This window comes from Pseudomonas corrugata (assembly GCF_050920615.1).
Lineage (GTDB): Bacteria > Pseudomonadota > Gammaproteobacteria > Pseudomonadales > Pseudomonadaceae > Aquipseudomonas > Aquipseudomonas corrugata.
Genome location: NZ_CP130434.1, coordinates 4,867,302 through 4,884,241, shown reverse-complemented (window position 1 = coordinate 4,884,241; position 16,940 = coordinate 4,867,302). Strand labels below are relative to the sequence as shown.

18 protein-coding genes, 1 tRNA gene and 1 pseudogene are annotated in these 16,940 nt (G+C 59.2%); 11 read left to right on the top strand and 9 right to left on the bottom strand.

What is annotated here, in order from left to right; all coding sequences use genetic code 11:
• Nucleotides 1-9: 9 nt before the first annotated feature.
• Together QZH45_RS21630 and QZH45_RS21625 are read left to right on the top strand one after the other, a co-directional pair.
• A pseudogene (locus QZH45_RS21630) lies at nt 10-177 on the top strand (alpha-E domain-containing protein); the annotation flags it as partial.
• On the top strand, nt 174-974 hold the full coding sequence (locus QZH45_RS21625; protein ID WP_053190783.1) for a transglutaminase family protein: 801 nt from the start codon (nt 174-176) through the stop codon (nt 972-974). The pseudogene QZH45_RS21630 and the gene QZH45_RS21625, both read left to right, overlap by 4 nt.
• Nucleotides 975-1,021: 47 nt before the next feature.
• Here QZH45_RS21625 and QZH45_RS21620 read toward each other — a convergent pair whose 3' ends face one another.
• Nucleotides 1,022-1,849, bottom strand: a complete 828-nt coding sequence (locus QZH45_RS21620; protein WP_033034133.1) for a c-type cytochrome — start codon at nt 1,847-1,849, stop codon at nt 1,022-1,024.
• Between the two features lie 609 nt (nt 1,850-2,458).
• Here QZH45_RS21620 and QZH45_RS21615 point away from each other — a divergent pair.
• The 3 genes from QZH45_RS21615 to QZH45_RS21605 all read left to right on the top strand — a co-directional run bounded on the left by QZH45_RS21615 (nt 2,459) and on the right by QZH45_RS21605 (nt 6,650).
• Nucleotides 2,459-3,664 carry an acetyl-CoA C-acetyltransferase gene (locus tag QZH45_RS21615; protein WP_053191294.1) on the top strand — a complete coding sequence of 402 codons (1,206 nt, stop codon included), beginning with the start codon at nt 2,459-2,461 and terminating at the stop codon, nt 3,662-3,664.
• Between the two features lie 24 nt (nt 3,665-3,688).
• Complete coding sequence (locus tag QZH45_RS21610; protein WP_024776864.1) at nt 3,689-5,833, top strand: 3-hydroxyacyl-CoA dehydrogenase NAD-binding domain-containing protein; 2,145 nt, start codon at nt 3,689-3,691, stop codon at nt 5,831-5,833.
• Between the two features lie 82 nt (nt 5,834-5,915).
• Complete coding sequence (locus QZH45_RS21605) at nt 5,916-6,650, top strand: amidotransferase (protein ID WP_024776863.1); 735 nt, start codon at nt 5,916-5,918, stop codon at nt 6,648-6,650.
• A gap of 135 nt (nt 6,651-6,785) precedes the next feature.
• On the opposite strand, the gene QZH45_RS21600 is transcribed toward QZH45_RS21605, so the two are convergent.
• The 3 genes from QZH45_RS21600 to QZH45_RS21590 form a co-directional block, all read right to left on the bottom strand.
• Nucleotides 6,786-7,757, bottom strand: coding sequence for a magnesium and cobalt transport protein CorA (locus QZH45_RS21600; protein WP_024776862.1), 972 nt, complete (start codon nt 7,755-7,757; stop codon nt 6,786-6,788).
• A 132-nt stretch (nt 7,758-7,889) separates the two neighbouring features.
• Nucleotides 7,890-8,612: a 1-acylglycerol-3-phosphate O-acyltransferase gene (locus QZH45_RS21595; protein WP_024776861.1), complete on the bottom strand. Its 723-nt coding sequence runs from the start codon at nt 8,610-8,612 to the stop codon at nt 7,890-7,892.
• 252 nt (nt 8,613-8,864) lie between these two features.
• On the bottom strand, nt 8,865-9,554 hold the full coding sequence (locus QZH45_RS21590) for a crotonase/enoyl-CoA hydratase family protein (protein ID WP_024776860.1): 690 nt from the start codon (nt 9,552-9,554) through the stop codon (nt 8,865-8,867).
• A gap of 306 nt (nt 9,555-9,860) precedes the next feature.
• On the opposite strand from QZH45_RS21590, the gene QZH45_RS21585 reads away from it, so the two are divergent.
• From QZH45_RS21585 to QZH45_RS21560, 6 genes are all read left to right on the top strand, one after another.
• Nucleotides 9,861-9,950, top strand: a tRNA-Ser gene (locus tag QZH45_RS21585).
• Nucleotides 9,951-10,263: 313 nt separating this feature from the next.
• Complete coding sequence (locus QZH45_RS21580) at nt 10,264-10,740, top strand: hypothetical protein (protein ID WP_432779763.1); 477 nt, start codon at nt 10,264-10,266, stop codon at nt 10,738-10,740.
• Between the two features lie 283 nt (nt 10,741-11,023).
• Nucleotides 11,024-11,341 (top strand): hypothetical protein, encoded by a 318-nt coding sequence (locus QZH45_RS21575; protein WP_432779762.1) that lies wholly within the window; start codon nt 11,024-11,026, stop codon nt 11,339-11,341.
• Nucleotides 11,326-11,583, top strand: coding sequence for a hypothetical protein (locus tag QZH45_RS21570; protein ID WP_432779761.1), 258 nt, complete (start codon nt 11,326-11,328; stop codon nt 11,581-11,583). Before QZH45_RS21575 ends, QZH45_RS21570 begins: the two co-directional genes overlap by 16 nt.
• The gene (locus tag QZH45_RS21565; protein ID WP_432779759.1) at nt 11,580-11,828 is read left to right on the top strand and encodes a hypothetical protein; all 249 of its coding nucleotides are present in this window, start codon (nt 11,580-11,582) and stop codon (nt 11,826-11,828) included. The genes QZH45_RS21570 and QZH45_RS21565 overlap by 4 nt, the downstream gene beginning before the upstream one ends.
• Nucleotides 11,825-12,076, top strand: coding sequence for a hypothetical protein (locus QZH45_RS21560; protein ID WP_432779758.1), 252 nt, complete (start codon nt 11,825-11,827; stop codon nt 12,074-12,076). The genes QZH45_RS21565 and QZH45_RS21560 overlap by 4 nt, the downstream gene beginning before the upstream one ends.
• Here QZH45_RS21560 and QZH45_RS21555 read toward each other — a convergent pair.
• The 5 genes from QZH45_RS21555 to QZH45_RS21535 all read right to left on the bottom strand — a co-directional run bounded on the left by QZH45_RS21555 (nt 12,060) and on the right by QZH45_RS21535 (nt 16,936).
• Nucleotides 12,060-13,244 (bottom strand): Arm DNA-binding domain-containing protein, encoded by a 1,185-nt coding sequence (locus tag QZH45_RS21555; RefSeq protein ID WP_432779757.1) that lies wholly within the window; start codon nt 13,242-13,244, stop codon nt 12,060-12,062. The genes QZH45_RS21560 and QZH45_RS21555 overlap by 17 nt on opposite strands.
• A gap of 106 nt (nt 13,245-13,350) precedes the next feature.
• The gene (locus QZH45_RS21550; RefSeq protein WP_432779756.1) at nt 13,351-13,521 is read right to left on the bottom strand and encodes a hypothetical protein; all 171 of its coding nucleotides are present in this window, start codon (nt 13,519-13,521) and stop codon (nt 13,351-13,353) included.
• Nucleotides 13,514-13,762, bottom strand: coding sequence for a hypothetical protein (locus tag QZH45_RS21545; protein ID WP_432779755.1), 249 nt, complete (start codon nt 13,760-13,762; stop codon nt 13,514-13,516). Before QZH45_RS21545 ends, QZH45_RS21550 begins: the two co-directional genes overlap by 8 nt.
• A gap of 66 nt (nt 13,763-13,828) precedes the next feature.
• Nucleotides 13,829-14,122, bottom strand: coding sequence for a hypothetical protein (locus QZH45_RS21540; protein ID WP_432779753.1), 294 nt, complete (start codon nt 14,120-14,122; stop codon nt 13,829-13,831).
• Between the two features lie 15 nt (nt 14,123-14,137).
• Nucleotides 14,138-16,936 carry a toprim domain-containing protein gene (locus QZH45_RS21535; protein WP_432779751.1) on the bottom strand — a complete coding sequence of 933 codons (2,799 nt, stop codon included), beginning with the start codon at nt 16,934-16,936 and terminating at the stop codon, nt 14,138-14,140.
• Between the last annotated feature and the right edge of the window lie 4 nt (nt 16,937-16,940).

The following is a 16,940-nucleotide window of genomic DNA, read 5'->3' as shown; positions in this document are numbered from 1 at the left end:
AGTTGTACCAACGGACAGCTGGCACAACGCCTGGCAGTGGAAATCGTTGCACGGCTGCGCTACATCGGTATCGACGAAATCCTCGACGGTGGCCTGCATGCCTGGCTCACCGAATTCATTCCGCTGGTTCGGGAACTGAGCCACGCCGTCCACAGTTCCTACCTGGAGGTCATATGAGACTCTCGATCAGCCATGAAACGGCTTACCACTACGAACAGCAGGTTCGCGCCAGCATCCAGTACCTGCGCCTGACTCCTCACGACAGTGAACGCCAGCAGGTACTGAGCTGGCAGCTCGATCTGCCGAGGCCGGTGCGCGCGCAGTTGGACCCGTACGGCAACATCCTTCACGTCCTTACCCTGGATGAGCCCCATGAAACGATCATCATCGGCGCGCGGGGGCAGGTGGACATCGACCCGTTGCGCGAGGCCGAGCACGAGGAGCAATCAGCCTTGCCGTTCTTGCGTTTCACCCGGCTGACCGAAGCGGACGAAGCGCTACGTGCCTTTGCTCGGAAGCAATGCGGACATCGCCGCGACCGCACGGCGCTGATCGACCTGATGCAGGGGGTGAACCAGCACATGGCCTACGCCCCTGGTTCCACTGAAGTGGAAACCGGCGCGGCCCAGGCATTCGCCAGTGGTAGCGGGGTGTGCCAGGACCATACCCACGTATTCCTGGCCTGCGCCCGCAGCCTGGGCATACCGGCACGCTATGTGTCGGGCTACGTGTACAGCGGGGACAGTGAACACCTGGCCAGCCATGCCTGGGCCGAGGCCTGGCTCGAGGACGCCTGGTACAGCTTCGACGTGACCCACCAGCTGTCACGTCCGGAGCGACACCTTAAACTGGCCGTTGGCCTGGATTACCTCGATGCTTGCCCGGTACGTGGCTTGCGTCGTGGTGGCGGTGAGCAGATGCGGGCCAGAATGGCCATGACGCCGGCACCGGTGATCACAGTCCAGCAACAATGACTTGGAGCTGCAGCGAGGGAGAGAGCTCCCTCGTCACATGAATGGTCTTACTGGCTCAACGGCTGTTTACGCCCCGCCATATGCTTCAGGTAGCCCACCAACAGATCCAGTTCCGAGTCCGGCAGCACCGCCGCTGAAAACGCCGGCATCTTGCCTTGAGGCCAGTGACGCAGGCCCTGAGGGTCCCGGATATAGCGCTTGAGGAAATCTCCCGAGAAATACTCCGTGGGATTGAAGGGAATATTCAGGTCCGGGCCAAACTGCGCGTCGCCTGCACCATTGAGCCGATGGCATGCCAGGCAATTCTTCTGGAACAGTTCGAAGCCCTTGTTGACCGGATCGTCCTTGGCCAGGGTGGGCGCGGGCAGCAGGGCGGGGAAGCGCTCGGCCACGGCTGACATGCGCTTGATGCTCGCCACCGCATACGGCCATTGTTCCGGGCTGATATGACCCGCTTGAGGATCGGTCCAGACCAGATAGAAAGGCCCTGCACTGGGTTTGCCCTCGCCCAGGGATGGCCAAGGGGCGGCCGGATCTTCGATTGCCAGCCAGGCGCGTGCGCCGTTCTTGCTGATCAGTGGCGCCGCGGACATTTCGGCGGCGAAACCGTCCAGTGCAACGGCCTGCAGGTGATCATCCGGCCGGACACCGGTCAGCAGCGCCGTCAGAGGCACGGCGCGGTAGCTCATCGGTTTCTTGTAGGAGACGTCGTCGGGTATCTGGATGGTTCGAGCTTCAGGATGCTTGAGCAGCTCTTCGGTTTGCCAGGCACGCGCAGTCGCGCCCAACTCCAGCACCAGTTGGGCGGCATACAGAGGCGTGCTGAGCAGCAGCGCCCCGAACAGGATGAGAGCTTTCAATGGATCGCCTTCCATGTCGAGAGAGTGGCGCAAAGGTTGGCACAGCCAACACCGCTCGAACAACGAGCCCGTCACATTTTTTGGCGACACAATGGAAGGCGATACTGCTCACTACTGATGCAGACACGCGCGCGCCGTGCTTAGCCGATCACTTTGGGAATATTCGGCAAAATCAACAGCAGCGTCGTGGCGAAGAGAATGAGTCCGGCTTGACGAACTTTCGAATGTTTGAACATGGCTGACCCGCCTTTTTTGTTATTTCCTGAGGCCAGCCTGCATAACTCCATGGTGGCTGGCGTTGCACTTCCTGTCTGACAAGCGCCTCGGCAAAACCCGACGACTCTCTTGTACAAGGATTACATTAGGGGCCGCAGCCCCGTTGGCTTAGATCCAATTCGTATCAGTTTCAAACCTGTCGCTATAAAAAAGGAATGAGGCCTATTGCCACCTTCTTGCGGGTCCTTTAGCTAGACAGCTTGCGTTCCTGAATCGGTTAACCCGATAGCAGGCTACCGTTCGTCTGACCGTGGTCGTCAATGCGGTTGAGCGCTCGGGTCATTGAATCCGGAGCCGCTGGGCTTATGGTTGCAGGCATTGCGTTATTCATCGTGGTTCGAGGATGTCATGACCCAAGCGTTGATTTTCGATGCCTTGCGCACACCCCGTGGCAAGGGCAAGGCTGATGGTGCGCTGTACAGCGTCAAGCCGGTGAACCTGGTGGGAGGGTTGCTTCAGGCCTTGCAGCAGCGCATGGATCTGGACACCAGCCAGGTCGATGACGTCGTGCTCGGTTGCGTGACACCGGTAGGCGAGCAGGGGGCTGACATTGCCAAGACCGCCGTCTTGATGGCCGGTTGGGATGTCAGTGTGGCGGGTGTCCAGCTCAATCGGTTTTGCGCCTCGGGCCTTGAAGCGGTGAACCTGGCCGCCATGAAAGTGCGCTCCGGGTTCGAAGACCTGGTGGTGGCCGGTGGTGTCGAGTCGATGTCCCGGGTGCCAATGGGAAGCGACGGCGGTGCGTGGGCGCTGGATCCGCAATCCAACTTGCAGGGTCACTTCGTTCCTCAAGGCATCGGTGCCGACCTGATCGCCACGCTGGAAGGCTTCAGTCGCGAAGACGTCGATGCCTATGCGCTGAACTCCCAGAAAAAAGCCGGGCGGGCCCGGGCTGATGGCGCTTTCGAGAAATCCCTGGTGGCAGTACGGGATCAGAACGGCATCGTGCTGCTGGATCATGACGAATTCATCCGCGTCGATTCCACCCTTGAAGGCCTGGGCAGGCTCAAGCCAAGTTTCGAAGCCATGGGCCAGATGGGCTTCGACGCCACGGCGTTACGGGTCTACAGCCATGTCGAGCGGATCGACCATGTGCACACACCCGGCAACAGCTCCGGGATCGTCGATGGGGCGGCACTGATGCTGATCGGCTCCGAGGCCAAGGGACGTGCCCTGGGCCTGCGGCCTCGAGCGCGGGTCGTCGCCACGGCTGTCACCAGCACCGATCCGACCATCATGCTCACCGGGCCGGCGCCGGCCACCCGCAAAGCCTTGGCCAAGGCCGGGTTGCGGGTGCAGGACATCGACTTGTTCGAGGTCAACGAAGCCTTCGCCTCGGTAGTACTCAAGTTCATCAAGGACATGGCCATCGACCCCGCCAGGGTCAACGTCAACGGTGGCGCCATCGCCATGGGACATCCCTTGGGGGCAACGGGGTGTGCCATTCTCGGCACCCTGCTCGATGAGTTGGAGGTGCGTCGCCTGCGCTACGGGCTGGCGACCTTGTGTGTGGGCGGCGGCATGGGCATTGCCACTGTTATCGAACGCCTCTGAGCCGACTTCAAAGGACATTTTTCAATGACCGCTGCCATTCGTTACGAAACTGGCCAGGACCGGATCGTCATCCTGACAATGGACCTGCCTGGCCAGAGCGCCAATACCATGAATGCCGTGTACCGTGAGGCCATGGCCGCCTGCGTGGCACGTCTGGTTGCCGAAAGAGACTCGATCGCCGGCGTGATCATCACCTCGGCCAAGAAGACGTTCTTCGCCGGAGGTGACCTCAATGAGCTGGTCGCGGTCGGCAAGTCCGAGGCCAAGGCTTTCTACACGATGATCCTGGGACTCAAGGCGCAATTGCGCGCCCTTGAGACGCTAGGCAAGCCGGTAGTGGCCGCCATCAATGGTGCGGCGCTCGGAGGCGGCTGGGAGATCTGCCTGGCTTGCCATCATCGCGTGGCGCTGGATCATCCGTCGGTGCGGATCGGACTGCCGGAAGTCACCCTGGGCTTGCTGCCAGGTGGCGGTGGGGTGGTACGGATGGTGCGCCTGCTCGGCCTGGAGAAGGCCTTGCCGTATCTGCTCGAAGGCAAGCGGGTGTGCCCTCGACAAGCGCTGCAGGCCGGGTTGATCGATGAACTGGCGGTCGATGGTGATGAACTGCTGGCCAAGGCTTGTGCCTGGATTCTCGCCAATCCGGCCGCGGTCCAGCCTTGGGACGTAAAGGACTATCGGATCCCCGGGGGCACGCCGTCCGATCCGGGCGTCATGCAGACGCTGGCGATTGCACCTTCGATCCTGCGCAACAAGACCCAGGGTTGCTTGCCGGCGCCGGAAAAAATCCTCTGTGCCGCGGTGGAGGGTGCCCAGGTGGACTTTGACGCGGCGCACCTGATCGAAACCCGCTATTTCACTGAGTTGACCACGGGCCAGATCGCCAAGAACCTGATCGGCACCTTCTGGTTCCAGCTCAACGAGATCAAGGCCGGAGGCTCGCGCCCACGAGGGTTTGCACCTTATCTGACAAAGAAAGTCGGTGTGCTCGGCGCTGGCATGATGGGGGCCGGCATTGCCTGTGTCAGCGCCCTGGCCGGCATCGAGGTGGTCCTCAAGGATATCGACCTGGCCGCCGCCGAGCAGGGCAAGGCCCGTTTGGCCGTGCTACTGGACAAGCAAGTCGCCCGCGAGCAGATCACCGTGCAGCAACGCGAAACCACGCTGGCGCGGATCCACACCACTGACAACGATGCGCACCTGTCCGCTTGCGATCTGATCATCGAGGCAGTGTTTGAGGACCGAGCCCTGAAGGCCGAAGTGTTGGCGGCTGCCCACGCGGTAGTGGGGCCGCAAGTGGTGATCGCCTCCAACACCTCGACGTTGCCCATCACCGGCCTGGCTGCTGCGATAGCCGACCCGAAAAAGTTCATCGGCCTGCATTTCTTCAGTCCGGTGGAAAAAATGCCATTGGTGGAAATCGTCAAGGGCGTCCACACCAGCGATGCCACCTTGGCTCGTGGTTTCGATTTCGTCCTGCAGATCAACAAAACGCCGATCGTGGTCAATGACAGTCGCGGTTTCTTCACGTCGCGGGTATTCGGCACCTTTATCCATGAGGGCATCGCCATGCTCGGTGAAGGGGTGGGAGCGCCGATGATCGAGACCGAGGCCCGCAAGGCCGGGATGCAGGTCGGGCCTCTGGCAGTTTCCGACGAAGTTTCCCTCAGCTTGATCAGTCATATCCGTGCCGAAACCGCCAAGGACCTTACAGCAGAAGGGAAAACGCCGATTGAGCATCCGGCGTTCGCCGTGATTGAAGTGTTGCTCAAGGAATACCAGCGACCGGGCAAAGCTGCCGGAGCCGGTTTCTACGAATACCCGGTCGGTGGCCGAAAACATCTGTGGCCGGAACTCAAACGTCGTTTCGAGGATGCCGACAGGCAGATTCCGCCCCAGGACATCCGTGATCGCCTGCTGTTTATCCAGGCCCTGGAAACCGTGCGTTGTATGGAGGAGGGCGTGCTCATGTCGACGGCCGATGCCAACGTTGGTTCGATCTTCGGGATCGGTTTCGCGACCTGGACTGGCGGTGCATTGCAGTTCATCAATCAGTACGGCCCGCGTGACTTCGTGGCCCGGGCCCAGTACCTGGCCGAGCAATATGGCGAACGTTTCTCACCGCCGGCCCTGTTGCTGGAAAAAGCCGCCAGGCAGGCCTTGTTCTGATTGCGGGGGGCTTGCCTTGAGGGGTATTTCAAGGCAGGCTCTGAGGTGTGCAATATTCCCATCACCGTGTCAGGTATTTTTTATGTCCCTACGCATCTGCATCCTCGAAACCGATATCCTGCGTCCAGAGCTGGTCGATCAATATCAGGGTTACGGGCAGATGTTCCAGCGTCTGTTTTCACAACAGCCTGTTGCGGCCGACTTTGTCGTTTACAACGTCGTAGAGGGCCAGTATCCGAGCGATGACGAGGTGTTCGATGCCTACCTGGTGACCGGTAGCAAGGCCGATTCCTTTGGTACCGATCCCTGGATTCAAACCCTCAAGAAGTATCTTCTGGACCGCTACCAGCGTGGCGACAAACTGTTGGGCATTTGCTTTGGCCACCAGCTGTTGGCGCTGTTGTTGGGCGGCAAGACCGAACGTGCGGCCCAGGGTTGGGGCGTCGGCACGCATCGTTACAAGCTCGCGGCCAAGGCCCCATGGATGAGTCCGGTGATGGAGGAGTTGACCCTGCTGATCAGTCATCAGGACCAGGTCACTCAGTTGCCCGAAAACGCTACGGTCATCGCCTCCAGCGATTTCTGCCCGTACGCTGCCTACCACATCAATGATCAGGTGCTGTGCTTCCAGGGCCACCCTGAATTCATCCACGATTATTCCCGGGCGTTGCTGGAACTCCGCCAGCAACACCTTGGCGAGCAGATCTACAGCCAGGGCGTGGCGAGCCTGGAACAGGAACATCACGGCACGACCGTGGCAGAGTGGATGATGCGTTTCGTTGCTCACAAGCCACAGGCCAGAACGACCCAGGGTTGAAGACCTACATGTGGGGGCGAGCCTGCTCGCGATAGCGGAGGGTCAGCCGACAACAGTGCCAGCTGATAAACCGCCATCGCGAGCAGGCTCGCTCCCACAGGGTTATGTGTACGGTCAAATGGGGAGCAGGCCTGCCTACAACCACCCCGACCGCTTGAAGCTGACCCATAATGCAGTACATCCCACGGTGATCACCCCCAGCACCGTGAAGTAGCCGTAATGCCAACTCAGCTCCGGCATGTCCTGGAAGTTCATCCCGTAGATCCCGGCCACCGCCGTTGGAAACGCCAGGATTGCCGCCCATGCCGCGAACTTGCGCTGCACCACGCTCTGGCGTGACGCTTCGAGCAGCACGCCGACTTCGATGGTCTGGCTGGCAATGTCCGCCAGGGTCGTCAGGTCTTCCATCTGCCGTGTGACATGAATCTGCACATCGCGGAAGTACGGGCGCATGTTCTTGTCGATAAAAGGAAAGTTCAGCTTCTGCAGTTCTTCACTGATTTCCACCATCGGCGCTGCGTAGCGGCGCAGGCGCAGCACATCGCGACGCAAGCTGTGCAGGTTCTGGATGTCCCGTTCGTTCAAGGCGCTGCACAGCACATGGTGCTCCAGCTCATCGATCTCGTTATGAATGGCTTCGCCCATCGGCTGATAGTTTTCAATGACGAAATCGAGGATGGCATAGAGTACGAAATCTTCCCCATGCTCTAGCAGGAGTGGACGTGCCTCACAGCGTTGTCGGACATGGGCGTAGGAGGCCGAATGCCCATTACGGGCGGTGATGATGTAGCCCTTGCCGGCGAAGATATGGGTTTCGATGAACTGCAGCTTGCCGTCCTTGCGTATCGGCGAATACGTGACGATGAACAGCGCATCACCGAAAGTCTCAAGCTTGGGACGGCTGTGCTTCTCCATGGCATCTTCAATCGCCAGTTCGTGAAGGTTGAATTGACGCTGCAGATTGGTCAGCTCCTGAGCACTGGGCTCTTCGAGGCCGATCCACACAAAATGTCCTGGTTTTGCGGCCCAGGCGCTGCCTTCGTCGAGGGTGATATTGGTGACTTTCTTACCGGCGCTGTAAACCGCAGCAGCAACGACTCTACCCATGATGGTGGTTCACTTCTTATTGGAAAATGGCAGTAGCAGGCACAGTGCAGCTTAGCGCGCCCTGTTGCTTGAGAGTCAGCAAAATCCGCTGAGTTCGCTCACAGAAACACCCATCGTGAGGAGAGGCTGTGCTCAACCGGCCCGCAATTGGCTGTCCATCGCCGCGATGCACTCGTTCATCTGCTCTCGGCACCGGGCGATGAGCTGGGGCATGTCATCCAGGGTCAGCCCTTGCGTAGGAATTGCCGGCAGCGAGCGTATGAGAGTGTCACCGCTGTGCCAGCGATTGAGGTGCATATGCTTGATGTAGCGGCTCACGCATACCGGCACAATCGGCACCCCGGCGGCGATCGCCATCTGAAAAGCGCCTTTCTTGAACGGCAGCAAATCCCCGCCTAGATTGCGGGTGCCCTCCGGGAAGACCCAGATGGACGTCTGTTCATGCTGCAGCGTGTGGGTCGTGGTCTGCATGGCGCGGCGCGCCTTGATCGCGTTGCCTCTATCGATCAACACGTTACCCGCCAGCCAGAACAACTGCCCGAACAGCGGCACCCACTTCAAGCTCTTTTTGCCGATGCAAACGGTGCGATGGGGCACCACGTTGCCGAACACGAACAGGTCATAGTTGGATTGATGGTTAGCGATGATCACGCAGCTCTGGGATTTGCCTACCAACGTCTCAACGTCGGCCTTGACCCGTAAACCCATAATCCACATGGCGGGCCACGCATACAACCTTGCGCATAAACGGCTGTTGTCCGGGTTGAAGGGGCGGCACAGGCCCAGGATCACACCCAACACCCCCGCTACAAGAAAATGCAGACCCATCAGCAACATACGCAATACGAACAACATCCACAGGCCCACCGGGACAAAAAGGTGGTTCAGTGTACGAGTGTGCACTGGTTTCGGCAATTGCCCCCAGGAGGAAGGAGACGGGGCGATGTTCGAGGGCATGTTTTAAACGGAGGGAAAGCCGCAGGCTAGAGCGGCCTCGGTTTTTTGTGGGAGCGAGCCTGCTCGCGATGGCAGGGGTACATTCAATAGACAAATGCTGCTGATGTACCGCTATCGCGCGCAGGCTCGCTCCACAAGGACAAACAGGGATTAACCCTGGTATTCCTGGTCCAGCAGGATCGCAGTGTCCAAGGCTTCCAACAGTGCCTTGCGCACTTTCAACTTGGTGTTCTTGTGCGCCTTCATGTTGATTTTCTGCAGTTGACGCGCCGCTTCCAGCGCCGCATCCCGCAGTTCCTGGGCCGCCACCACTTTATCGAGGAAGCCAGCGTCCACGGCGCTCTGCGGGTTGAACATCTCGCCATTGATGACCGAGCGATGAAACGCGGATTTGCGCAAGCGATCACGGGCCAACTCGATGCCGGCGTGATGCATGGTCATGCCGATTTGCACTTCGTTCAGGCCAATGCTGAATGGCCCATCCACACCGATGCGGTAGTCAGCCGAGAGCAGCAGGAATGCGCCTTTTGCCACAGCGTGGCCAGGGCAAGCGACAATGACCGGGAAGGGGTGTGACAACAGTCGACGGGACAGGGTCGAGCCGGCGGTGACCAGGCCTACCGCTTCTTTGGGGCCGGCAGTCATCACCTTCAAATCATAACCACCCGACAAGATCCCCGGTTGCCCGGTGATGATCACGACCGCCCGATCCTCCGTCGCCTGATCCAGTGCGGCGTTAAACGCGGCAATGACGTCCGGTGAGATGGCATTGACCTTGCCGTTGTTCAAGGTCAGGGTCGCGATACCGTCTTCGAGATGGTAGGCAATCAGGTCGCTCATGACGCATTCCTTGTAAGATAAGTGCCGCAAACGTTACCCACCGTCACGGATCAGGTAAAGCGCCATGACTGACTCACCGGTCAGCCCCGGGCGGTATAAACAGTCTGTCCCGCCCGGTCGGCCGTGTCTGCATCCACTAGGCGGTGTACAAGCCGACCCGGAGATTGGCCGGTTTGCCCTGTTCTGTCGTGTTTGAAATGCCGGAACATCTTAACCGCATGAAAATTCTGAAAAAAACCTTTGCCATCGGAAAGGCTTTCGACTACATTAGCGCGCCTCGACAGACTGAACAGTTTGCCGAGACACGGTGAAGTGTCCGAGTGGCTTAAGGAGCACGCCTGGAAAGTGTGTATACAGGAAACTGTATCGAGAGTTCGAATCTCTCCTTCACCGCCAAATTGAGACAACGCAAACCCTTGATTTTCCTAGAGAAAATCGGGGGTTTGTGGTTTTTGGCGTTCGGAAAATGGCCATATGGGACTGCCATGGGACTGGAGCACTTTTTTGGTGCGTAAATGCAGGCCCATGGACTCGAACGTTCTCGCTTGCGCCAGGACTCGGTTCGGTGCCGCGTGAGCTAGGCTTTCCGCACCGCTCATCAACAACGAATGCCAGTTTGATAAGGCGTCCGGAGTCCATGAGGCCGAATTCCCCCACCAGCCCCCGCACCAAGCTGTGCAGGCCGCAGAATCAAAAACTGAGTCGTTCTATGAACAATATGAGCCTTCCTCCTCTAGTAGGTGAAATCCGCGATGGCAAACTCGCTTGGCAGCGCCTAGATAACTTGAATTACGAGTTAATTGGTTATTTTTTGTCCTGCCATCTCATCATTGAGCACTACCTTGATGAGTACCTGAAGTCCCAATACCCCAAGCTGGACTGGGATTCCTCCAGGCAGTCGTTTGGGCAAAAGGTCTCGCTTCTTGCTACAGATGGTTATCCGGAGAAGTACAACTCCATTCCCGCTATCAAGCATATGAACAACCTTCGGAATAAGCTCAGTCACAATATCGACTTCAAAATAGGTAGTGTGGAGTTGCTTCCGCTCTCTCAATACCTGAAGAAAGCCTGCGGGCCGGAGTACGTGGAATCAACCCAGCCTAAAGAAATTCTAGAGATCTTCACTTCACTGGTATGCGTGTGGTTTGCCTCTAGAATCAGCTTTAATGCCAGTCACACACAGTAAACTAGGGGCTGAGTTCAATCTTTGTACGGCTAGCTTTCATTACTGGGTGGGTTGCCTCATCCATTGCCCTTTACGCGTCTTATACAACCGACCGCTTCGGTCGTGGCATCTGCCGACGGGTGAATAGAACGCCGTTTATGTCAAATAGGCCCCCACACTTGCGCCCGGTGTGGGGGCCTTTTTTATTGGGCACGGCGACCAGAACCCCCTACACTGGTACGCCATAACCCCCGCTGCTGGTTTTACGCACCGGGGGGCCCTCACTCGAACAAGGACGTGCCCCATGAACTTTGATTCCAGCCCCGCCAATGCGCTGAACCGCTCCCTTGAAGATCCACGCACGCCCGAGCTGGCCAGCGGCGCCGTTGCTCTCTATGAATGCCTGGCGACTTACCTGGCTCGTGTGGGAGGCCGCCACGAGGCGCTGAACCCATTGGCCAGGAATCTGGCCCAGCGGATCGGCGAAGCCGACGCCCGGGCGCCGATGGAATTCTGGCGTTTGCTCCAGGGCCTGCATTATGGCGGCGTGCTGTCGGCCGACAGCCTGGCGCACCTGGAGGAACAACTGTCGGCCCTACGGCCGCAATGGCGCACCTTATGAGCACCGGTGAGCAAAACGCGGCCCGGTACCGGCTCGATGAAGGGGTCAACGCCTGGTCGCTGAACTGGGTGCTCGACGCTAATGCGGTGCTGTGTGCCGGGTGCAGCGCCGGGCAGTGCGCGCGCGACGCAGGGCAGCCGTTCCGGCACGCCGAAGGCTGCCGCCTGGCTAATGACTTCACCCCATACCCTTGGCACGACCTGGCTGCGCTGCTGCGCGAGCTGCCGGCGGTGTCGGCATGATCGACATCGAGGCGGCCCTGGCGCCCTTGAACCTGCCCAGCCACATCCACATCAAGGCGGCCCGGCTGACGCTGACCATCGCCATGGCCCACAACCTCTACGACGTCCTCCAGGCCGCCACCCGCGCCGAAGGTTTCGGCCTGGGCCTGGAAACCGTCAAGGCGCTGAATCCGGCCAGCCAGGAAGGCCTGTACCTGGCCTTCGATGCCGCGTCCCAGGCGCGCCAGGCGGAACTCCCGTCATGATCGGCGAAGCGATTCACGACGACACCCTCAAAGCCCTGGTCAGCCAGCATGCGGTGCGCGAAGTGGTGGTCGGCCGGCTCCTGGGCGATAACCGCCGCTGGACCCTCTCGGTGCGCCTGGGCGGGCCCACGGCACGGCTGATCCCGGTGCGCTCGCGACGCGAGCCTCTGCGGATCTGGCGTAGTGCCGACGCGGTGGTCAAGTATGCCGACGCGGTGGGATTACTTGGATTTACTGTTGAGCTGTGAGCGGCGTCAGTTTTAACGCCAACTGCAGCATGCCTACTACGTCGGGCCCGTCCTCATTGATCCACGTCCCGTAATGCTGTCGGATCATGTTACCGTTGGTGTGTCCCATTTGTTCGGCAATCCAGTCGATCGAGGCAATGCCCGTCGTCAACAACTGACTGGCGTATGTGTGTCGGCATTGTCCGGGGCCACGATAGCGAACCCCAGCTGCCAGTAAGTGAGCCTTAAAGAACCGGTCACGCACGACAAAATCGTTAGCATGCGGCAGACCGCTTTTGGTGTTCAAAAACACAAAGTGCAGTGTGTGTTTGCGTACCGTCTTGTTGTCTCGCTCGACAATCTCTACGGTTTCCGCCTTCCTCTTTCGGGTTAGCGCGTCGATCTTGCGTAGCGCTTCCCAGGCTGGAGCCAGCAGGCGAACCTTGCGCATAGAGCGTCGGGTTTTGGTGACGCGGTACGCACCGCGTACTTTCGATCGGCGAAAGGTCACTGTGCCTTGTGCCAGGTCGACGTCCTCCCACGCCAAGGCGATGGTTTCGGAAACCCGGGGCCCAGCCCATAACATGAACTGGACCATCAGCAGTTCATAAGTGCGCGTGGTCGGGGTTTCCAGGATCTGCTTAATCTCGGTGCGTGTGAAAGGGTCGGGCGCTTCGGGATCGGGCAGACGCACCATCAAACCTTCAGTGGGATCGTGAGCGACTTTCATTCTGGTGCGGTACAACCGGAACACTTGTCGCACGTTGCTGATGATGTCGCGGATGGTCTTGTTCTTAAGCGTTTTGGAGAGCGTGCCCTGAATCCACTCCTGCAGGTCCAGGTGATCGATCTTGTCGATCTGTACCTTCCCCCAGCGCGGCCGCACATGAACTTCGGCCTTGTTGGCATAGCCTCGATAACTCGACGCAGCAACGCTGTTGGCTTTGATCTTTAACCACAGGTCGAGGTAGTGCCCGAAGGTGTTCTCGACCAGCTTGGCCGAATTGGGGAAGTGCCGCGCATAATCGAACGTGCCGGTCTGGATCTCGTATTCGATGATATCGACCAGGCGCTTTGCCTGGGCCACGATGCTCGGTGTGTTGCCACCCGGGATCGTTTCCCGGCATTTCTCCCCGTTGTACTGAAAATAGATTCTCACGGATTTCCCGCGAGCTTCGACCCCACTCATGTAAACCCCTAACGCTGTACTCGTATATCGACAGTCTGACGATCGGAAACAAAAAGGCCCGTTTCCGGGCCAAGTATCTGGAAGCGCATCTTCTGGTGGACGCGGCTTATGGCTTGGGCTTGTGGTTGCGTAGATGGGCATTCTGCAACTGACGCCGCCGGCTGCATTTCAGATGGTTGCCATGGGCGCGCCACTTGCCGCATTGGTCGCACACGCTGGTGTAATCGATGTTCCAGGGAAAGCGCCGTACTGGCGTTGCTGCAGGACTGTTAGACATCGCGGGATTCACCCCGGATTGCAGGTTTGGCGAGCACTTGGGCGACTACGGCCGCATCCGTTGCGCTCAGTTCGCCCAGGGTGTTGGCCATCTGGCTGAGGCTTTCGAGGCGGGTCCGTGATTCAGGGGTTTTGTGCACCAGGTAGCCGATGACGGCCGCGCCGATAATCGCGGTGGCCACCAGGTGTCGCGCCGGTGTGGTAGCCTTCGTGCCGCTGCTGCTTAGGTTCTGTGCTTGCATGGTATAGCCCTCTGCTGTAGTTGGGTGTCGAGGAGCTGCAACTCCTCGGCACTGTTTCTTAAAAGGTCAGTCCTTACGGGCCAGGTGGATCACCAGGTCGTCAAAATTCGGCTCATGTTCAACACATGATTGCCACTCAAGTACCCTCAAGATTTGTTGCCGGCTGCAGTCGTCCACCAGGATTTCGCGCTGCCCACCTGCTGCCCGGACTTCCAGGATTTCCAGCAAACCATCCTCCCCATAAGCACCGGCCTGGATGACTGGCGCGCTTTGCCCTGTGAAGTCCAGGCGGTCCTGCACGGACTGCAACTTGCTTGTTTTGCCGTCGCCGGCATTGCCCATAAACACTTGGATTTGCATCGGTCTTGCTCTCCTTTACGCCTTGAATGTCCAGCACTTCACTGTGGTCGGCCGGGGTTGTGAACAGGGGTTGCGGCTGTTGAACGCGGCCCGTACAGCGCTGTGGACGGCCTTGTTGCTATCCAGAAACTTGCGGGAGCGGGACTCTTTGAGCAGGTCGCGCAACGTGGCCACGTCGGCCAACTTCTGTTTGTGTTCGGCGGCGCGCTCGCAAAATTCGTTGAGGTTGATAGCGATCACAGTGGGGTCACTGCTGTGGTCCACCACCGGATCTTCGCTCAAGGATTCGAGGTAGTCGTAGACCTCCCAAAACTCGGCCACGGCCGCGTGGTCGGAGCTGATTGAGGCCTGGCGCTCGATGGCCATCCGCACAATCTGGCGCTGGGTGGCGGCGACCTGGGGATCACTCAATTTCAGGACCAGGCGCAGGCCATCCAGCAGCGAGAGCAGTTGAGCGTGGTTCTTGCTGATGCGCTCGACCCGGATGTAGCCGCGCAGGTCATAGCCGCAACCGCTGCAGTTGCCCTGGTCGCTGACATACGCGGTGTCGCAGGCAAAGCAGTGGGTGTGCAGACGGCGCAGCTTCGCTTCGTGTTCGGGCATACGCTGGGCGAAAAGCTCAAGCACCGCGGACTCTTTGCCCACGGCCCGCAACAGGAAGTGGCTCAGAGTGCCGCCATCTAGCGCGTTCAACTGATCAGCTGCAGCACGGCTTTGCGGTGTGACAGTCGGGCGTACAAAGTGCAGCTTTACGATGCGCGTCATGATTGCTTCGTGCGCGACCACGGCCGCGTTTTGGCTGATAGCGATCGTTCCCCTGAATGGTGGCTCGTATGTCTCATTACCGGCGGTCTTGACGCCCTTTGTAGCCAGGGTGCCGCCGCCATAGAAGTCCTTCAGCTCGTCCCATTCGAAGGTTTTAGCGTGTGCCCGATCATCGCTGTGGCGATCGGCTTCCAGGAACACCACCGGCATGCCAGAGACCTGGCCCATCAGACGCGAGCGCCCGGCCTTGGTAGATTTCATAGGGTCAAATCCTTCATAGCCTTCGCGGCCGAGTAGTTTCCAAAGGAGGTTCAGCAGGGTGGTTTTGCCGGCGCCGGCCTCACCGGTGGCTTCCAGGAACGGGAAGGACTGGTAGCGAGCGCGGATCTGTTCGCAGAACAGCGAGCCGAAGAAAAACATTAGGGCGACAAAGCCCTGGGCGCCGAAGCAGGTCCACAGCAACTGCACCCACTTCTCATCAAAGCCTTTAGCTTCGCGCTGCAGCTTGATAGGGACGCCTTTCTGCAGGGTTTTCAGGCGCAGCTTGCCGAACTCGAAATAGTCTTCGCTGTTGACCTTGTAGGTGGTGCCGTCCTTGATCGCGATATCGCCGTAGACGTAGCAGGCGTATTCCTTGCTGTAGCCCACGTAGTCGATCGTCGAAACGGTTTTGATGCCGAACAGTTGGTCCTTCATGAGCTTGTCGAGCTGCTGGCCGCTGCCGGTAAACATGGCACCCGCCGCCATACCGAGCAGCCGCTTTTTGAATTCGCTCGCGGCCGATAGCTGGCCGCTGGTGAAGGTGTTTTTCACGCTTTCCGAATCGTGCGGGAAGTCCACGCGCAGGTAGTACCAGGACTCGTCCGTTACCTCGTTGCGCTGGAAATACAAGGCTTGTGGGTAGCAATTGGCGATCTCTACGACGCTGCCGGACTGTTGCAGCGCCTTTTCGCGCTGCTGCGCCTGGTTAAGCAATTGGTCGTCGTGGTTCTCGCTGTCCTCGATGTCGGACATGGCTCGGTTGAATTTCTCCATGTCCAACTTGAACCAGTACAGACGGCTCCCAAAGCCCAGGTGAAATTCCCCGCGCTTGTTCCAGTCGTACATGAGCAAGGCTTTTTCCGCCGCGCTCTCTGCCAACAACAAGGCTCCCAGGTGGCGGGCTTGCTTGAGGTCGGTGGCGATCTGGTCGGCGCGTTTGGTGTCGTCCTGGATGAAGCTCCAGCGCTGGTGAAGATCGTTCCAATCAGACTTGCGACCGTCGCGTTGCGGGATCTGTGCTGACTCGCAGACGAAGCCCAGGGCACGGGCTTCGCGTACCCAACGCCGGGTGTATGCGTTGGCGCTGGGCTCGTTATCAAGGGCCCACACCAACTTAGGCAGCTTCCCTCCCTCGCGGGTCTTAACCAACGCCTTGAGCGAGTCCCCAGGGAACGCTGTCGAGGACATGGCCGATACGGCCGCTATGTCGTTATGCACCAGGGCGATGGCGTCGAAGATACCTTCGACAATCCAGATTTCCTTGGCCTCAAGCAGATCGACGCAAGGCGGGCACCACCAGACGCCGCGATAGCTGTCCTTGGATTTGAAGCGGGCCTTCATCTTGCCGAAGCGGTGCGGCTGATCGATCAGGCGCTCCCACCAGCCGCCTTTTTCCAGGACGAAGCGCACAGTGGCGCTGCCGGCGTTGTGTTCAGGGGAATAGAAGCTTTCCTGAGTGAACCAACCTTGGATCAGTTCAAACCGAAAGCCCCGGGCGAACTCCAAATAGGCGCGTGCGGTGGCGTTAGGGTGCTGGTCTGTAGCCGGCGCACGTTTGCTCCAGTCTTCGAATAGATCGTCGTACAGCTCTTTCACGTGCAGGGTGTGGCCACACTTCTCAGGGCGACCACAAATCACCATCCATGGCGTATCGAACCGGGAATACAGTTCTTTCTTTTTGCACTTGGGACAGGTGCCGCCGCGCATGTAGTCGGTGCCCGTGCGGTGCTTGAGCCCGAAGTCGGACTGGAGGCGTTGCAGCACGTCGTGGCGAAGATCTTCTTTCATGGGG

Bases quoted from the DNA above. Each gene is read 5' to 3' on its own strand.
- QZH45_RS21565 (WP_432779759.1), top strand. From the start codon at position 11,580: ATGATCGACATCGAGGCGGCCCTGGCGCCCTTGAACCTGCCCAGCCAC.
- QZH45_RS21580 (WP_432779763.1), top strand. From the start codon at position 10,264: ATGAACAATATGAGCCTTCCTCCTCTAGTAGGTGAAATCCGCGATGGC.
- QZH45_RS21535 (WP_432779751.1), bottom strand. From the start codon at position 16,936: ATGAAAGAAGATCTTCGCCACGACGTGCTGCAACGCCTCCAGTCCGAC.
- QZH45_RS21600 (WP_024776862.1), bottom strand. From the start codon at position 7,757: ATGGGTAGAGTCGTTGCTGCTGCGGTTTACAGCGCCGGTAAGAAAGTC.
- QZH45_RS21555 (WP_432779757.1), bottom strand. From the start codon at position 13,244: ATGAGTGGGGTCGAAGCTCGCGGGAAATCCGTGAGAATCTATTTTCAG.
- QZH45_RS21625 (WP_053190783.1), top strand. From the start codon at position 174: ATGAGACTCTCGATCAGCCATGAAACGGCTTACCACTACGAACAGCAG.
- QZH45_RS21570 (WP_432779761.1), top strand. From the start codon at position 11,326: ATGGCGCACCTTATGAGCACCGGTGAGCAAAACGCGGCCCGGTACCGG.
- QZH45_RS21590 (WP_024776860.1), bottom strand. From the start codon at position 9,554: ATGAGCGACCTGATTGCCTACCATCTCGAAGACGGTATCGCGACCCTG.
- QZH45_RS21610 (WP_024776864.1), top strand. From the start codon at position 3,689: ATGACCGCTGCCATTCGTTACGAAACTGGCCAGGACCGGATCGTCATC.
- QZH45_RS21615 (WP_053191294.1), top strand. From the start codon at position 2,459: ATGACCCAAGCGTTGATTTTCGATGCCTTGCGCACACCCCGTGGCAAG.
- QZH45_RS21605 (WP_024776863.1), top strand. From the start codon at position 5,916: ATGTCCCTACGCATCTGCATCCTCGAAACCGATATCCTGCGTCCAGAG.
- QZH45_RS21540 (WP_432779753.1), bottom strand. From the start codon at position 14,122: ATGCAAATCCAAGTGTTTATGGGCAATGCCGGCGACGGCAAAACAAGC.
- QZH45_RS21560 (WP_432779758.1), top strand. From the start codon at position 11,825: ATGATCGGCGAAGCGATTCACGACGACACCCTCAAAGCCCTGGTCAGC.
- QZH45_RS21620 (WP_033034133.1), bottom strand. From the start codon at position 1,849: ATGGAAGGCGATCCATTGAAAGCTCTCATCCTGTTCGGGGCGCTGCTG.
- QZH45_RS21575 (WP_432779762.1), top strand. From the start codon at position 11,024: ATGAACTTTGATTCCAGCCCCGCCAATGCGCTGAACCGCTCCCTTGAA.
- QZH45_RS21545 (WP_432779755.1), bottom strand. From the start codon at position 13,762: ATGCAAGCACAGAACCTAAGCAGCAGCGGCACGAAGGCTACCACACCG.
- QZH45_RS21550 (WP_432779756.1), bottom strand. From the start codon at position 13,521: ATGTCTAACAGTCCTGCAGCAACGCCAGTACGGCGCTTTCCCTGGAAC.
- QZH45_RS21595 (WP_024776861.1), bottom strand. From the start codon at position 8,612: ATGTTGTTCGTATTGCGTATGTTGCTGATGGGTCTGCATTTTCTTGTA.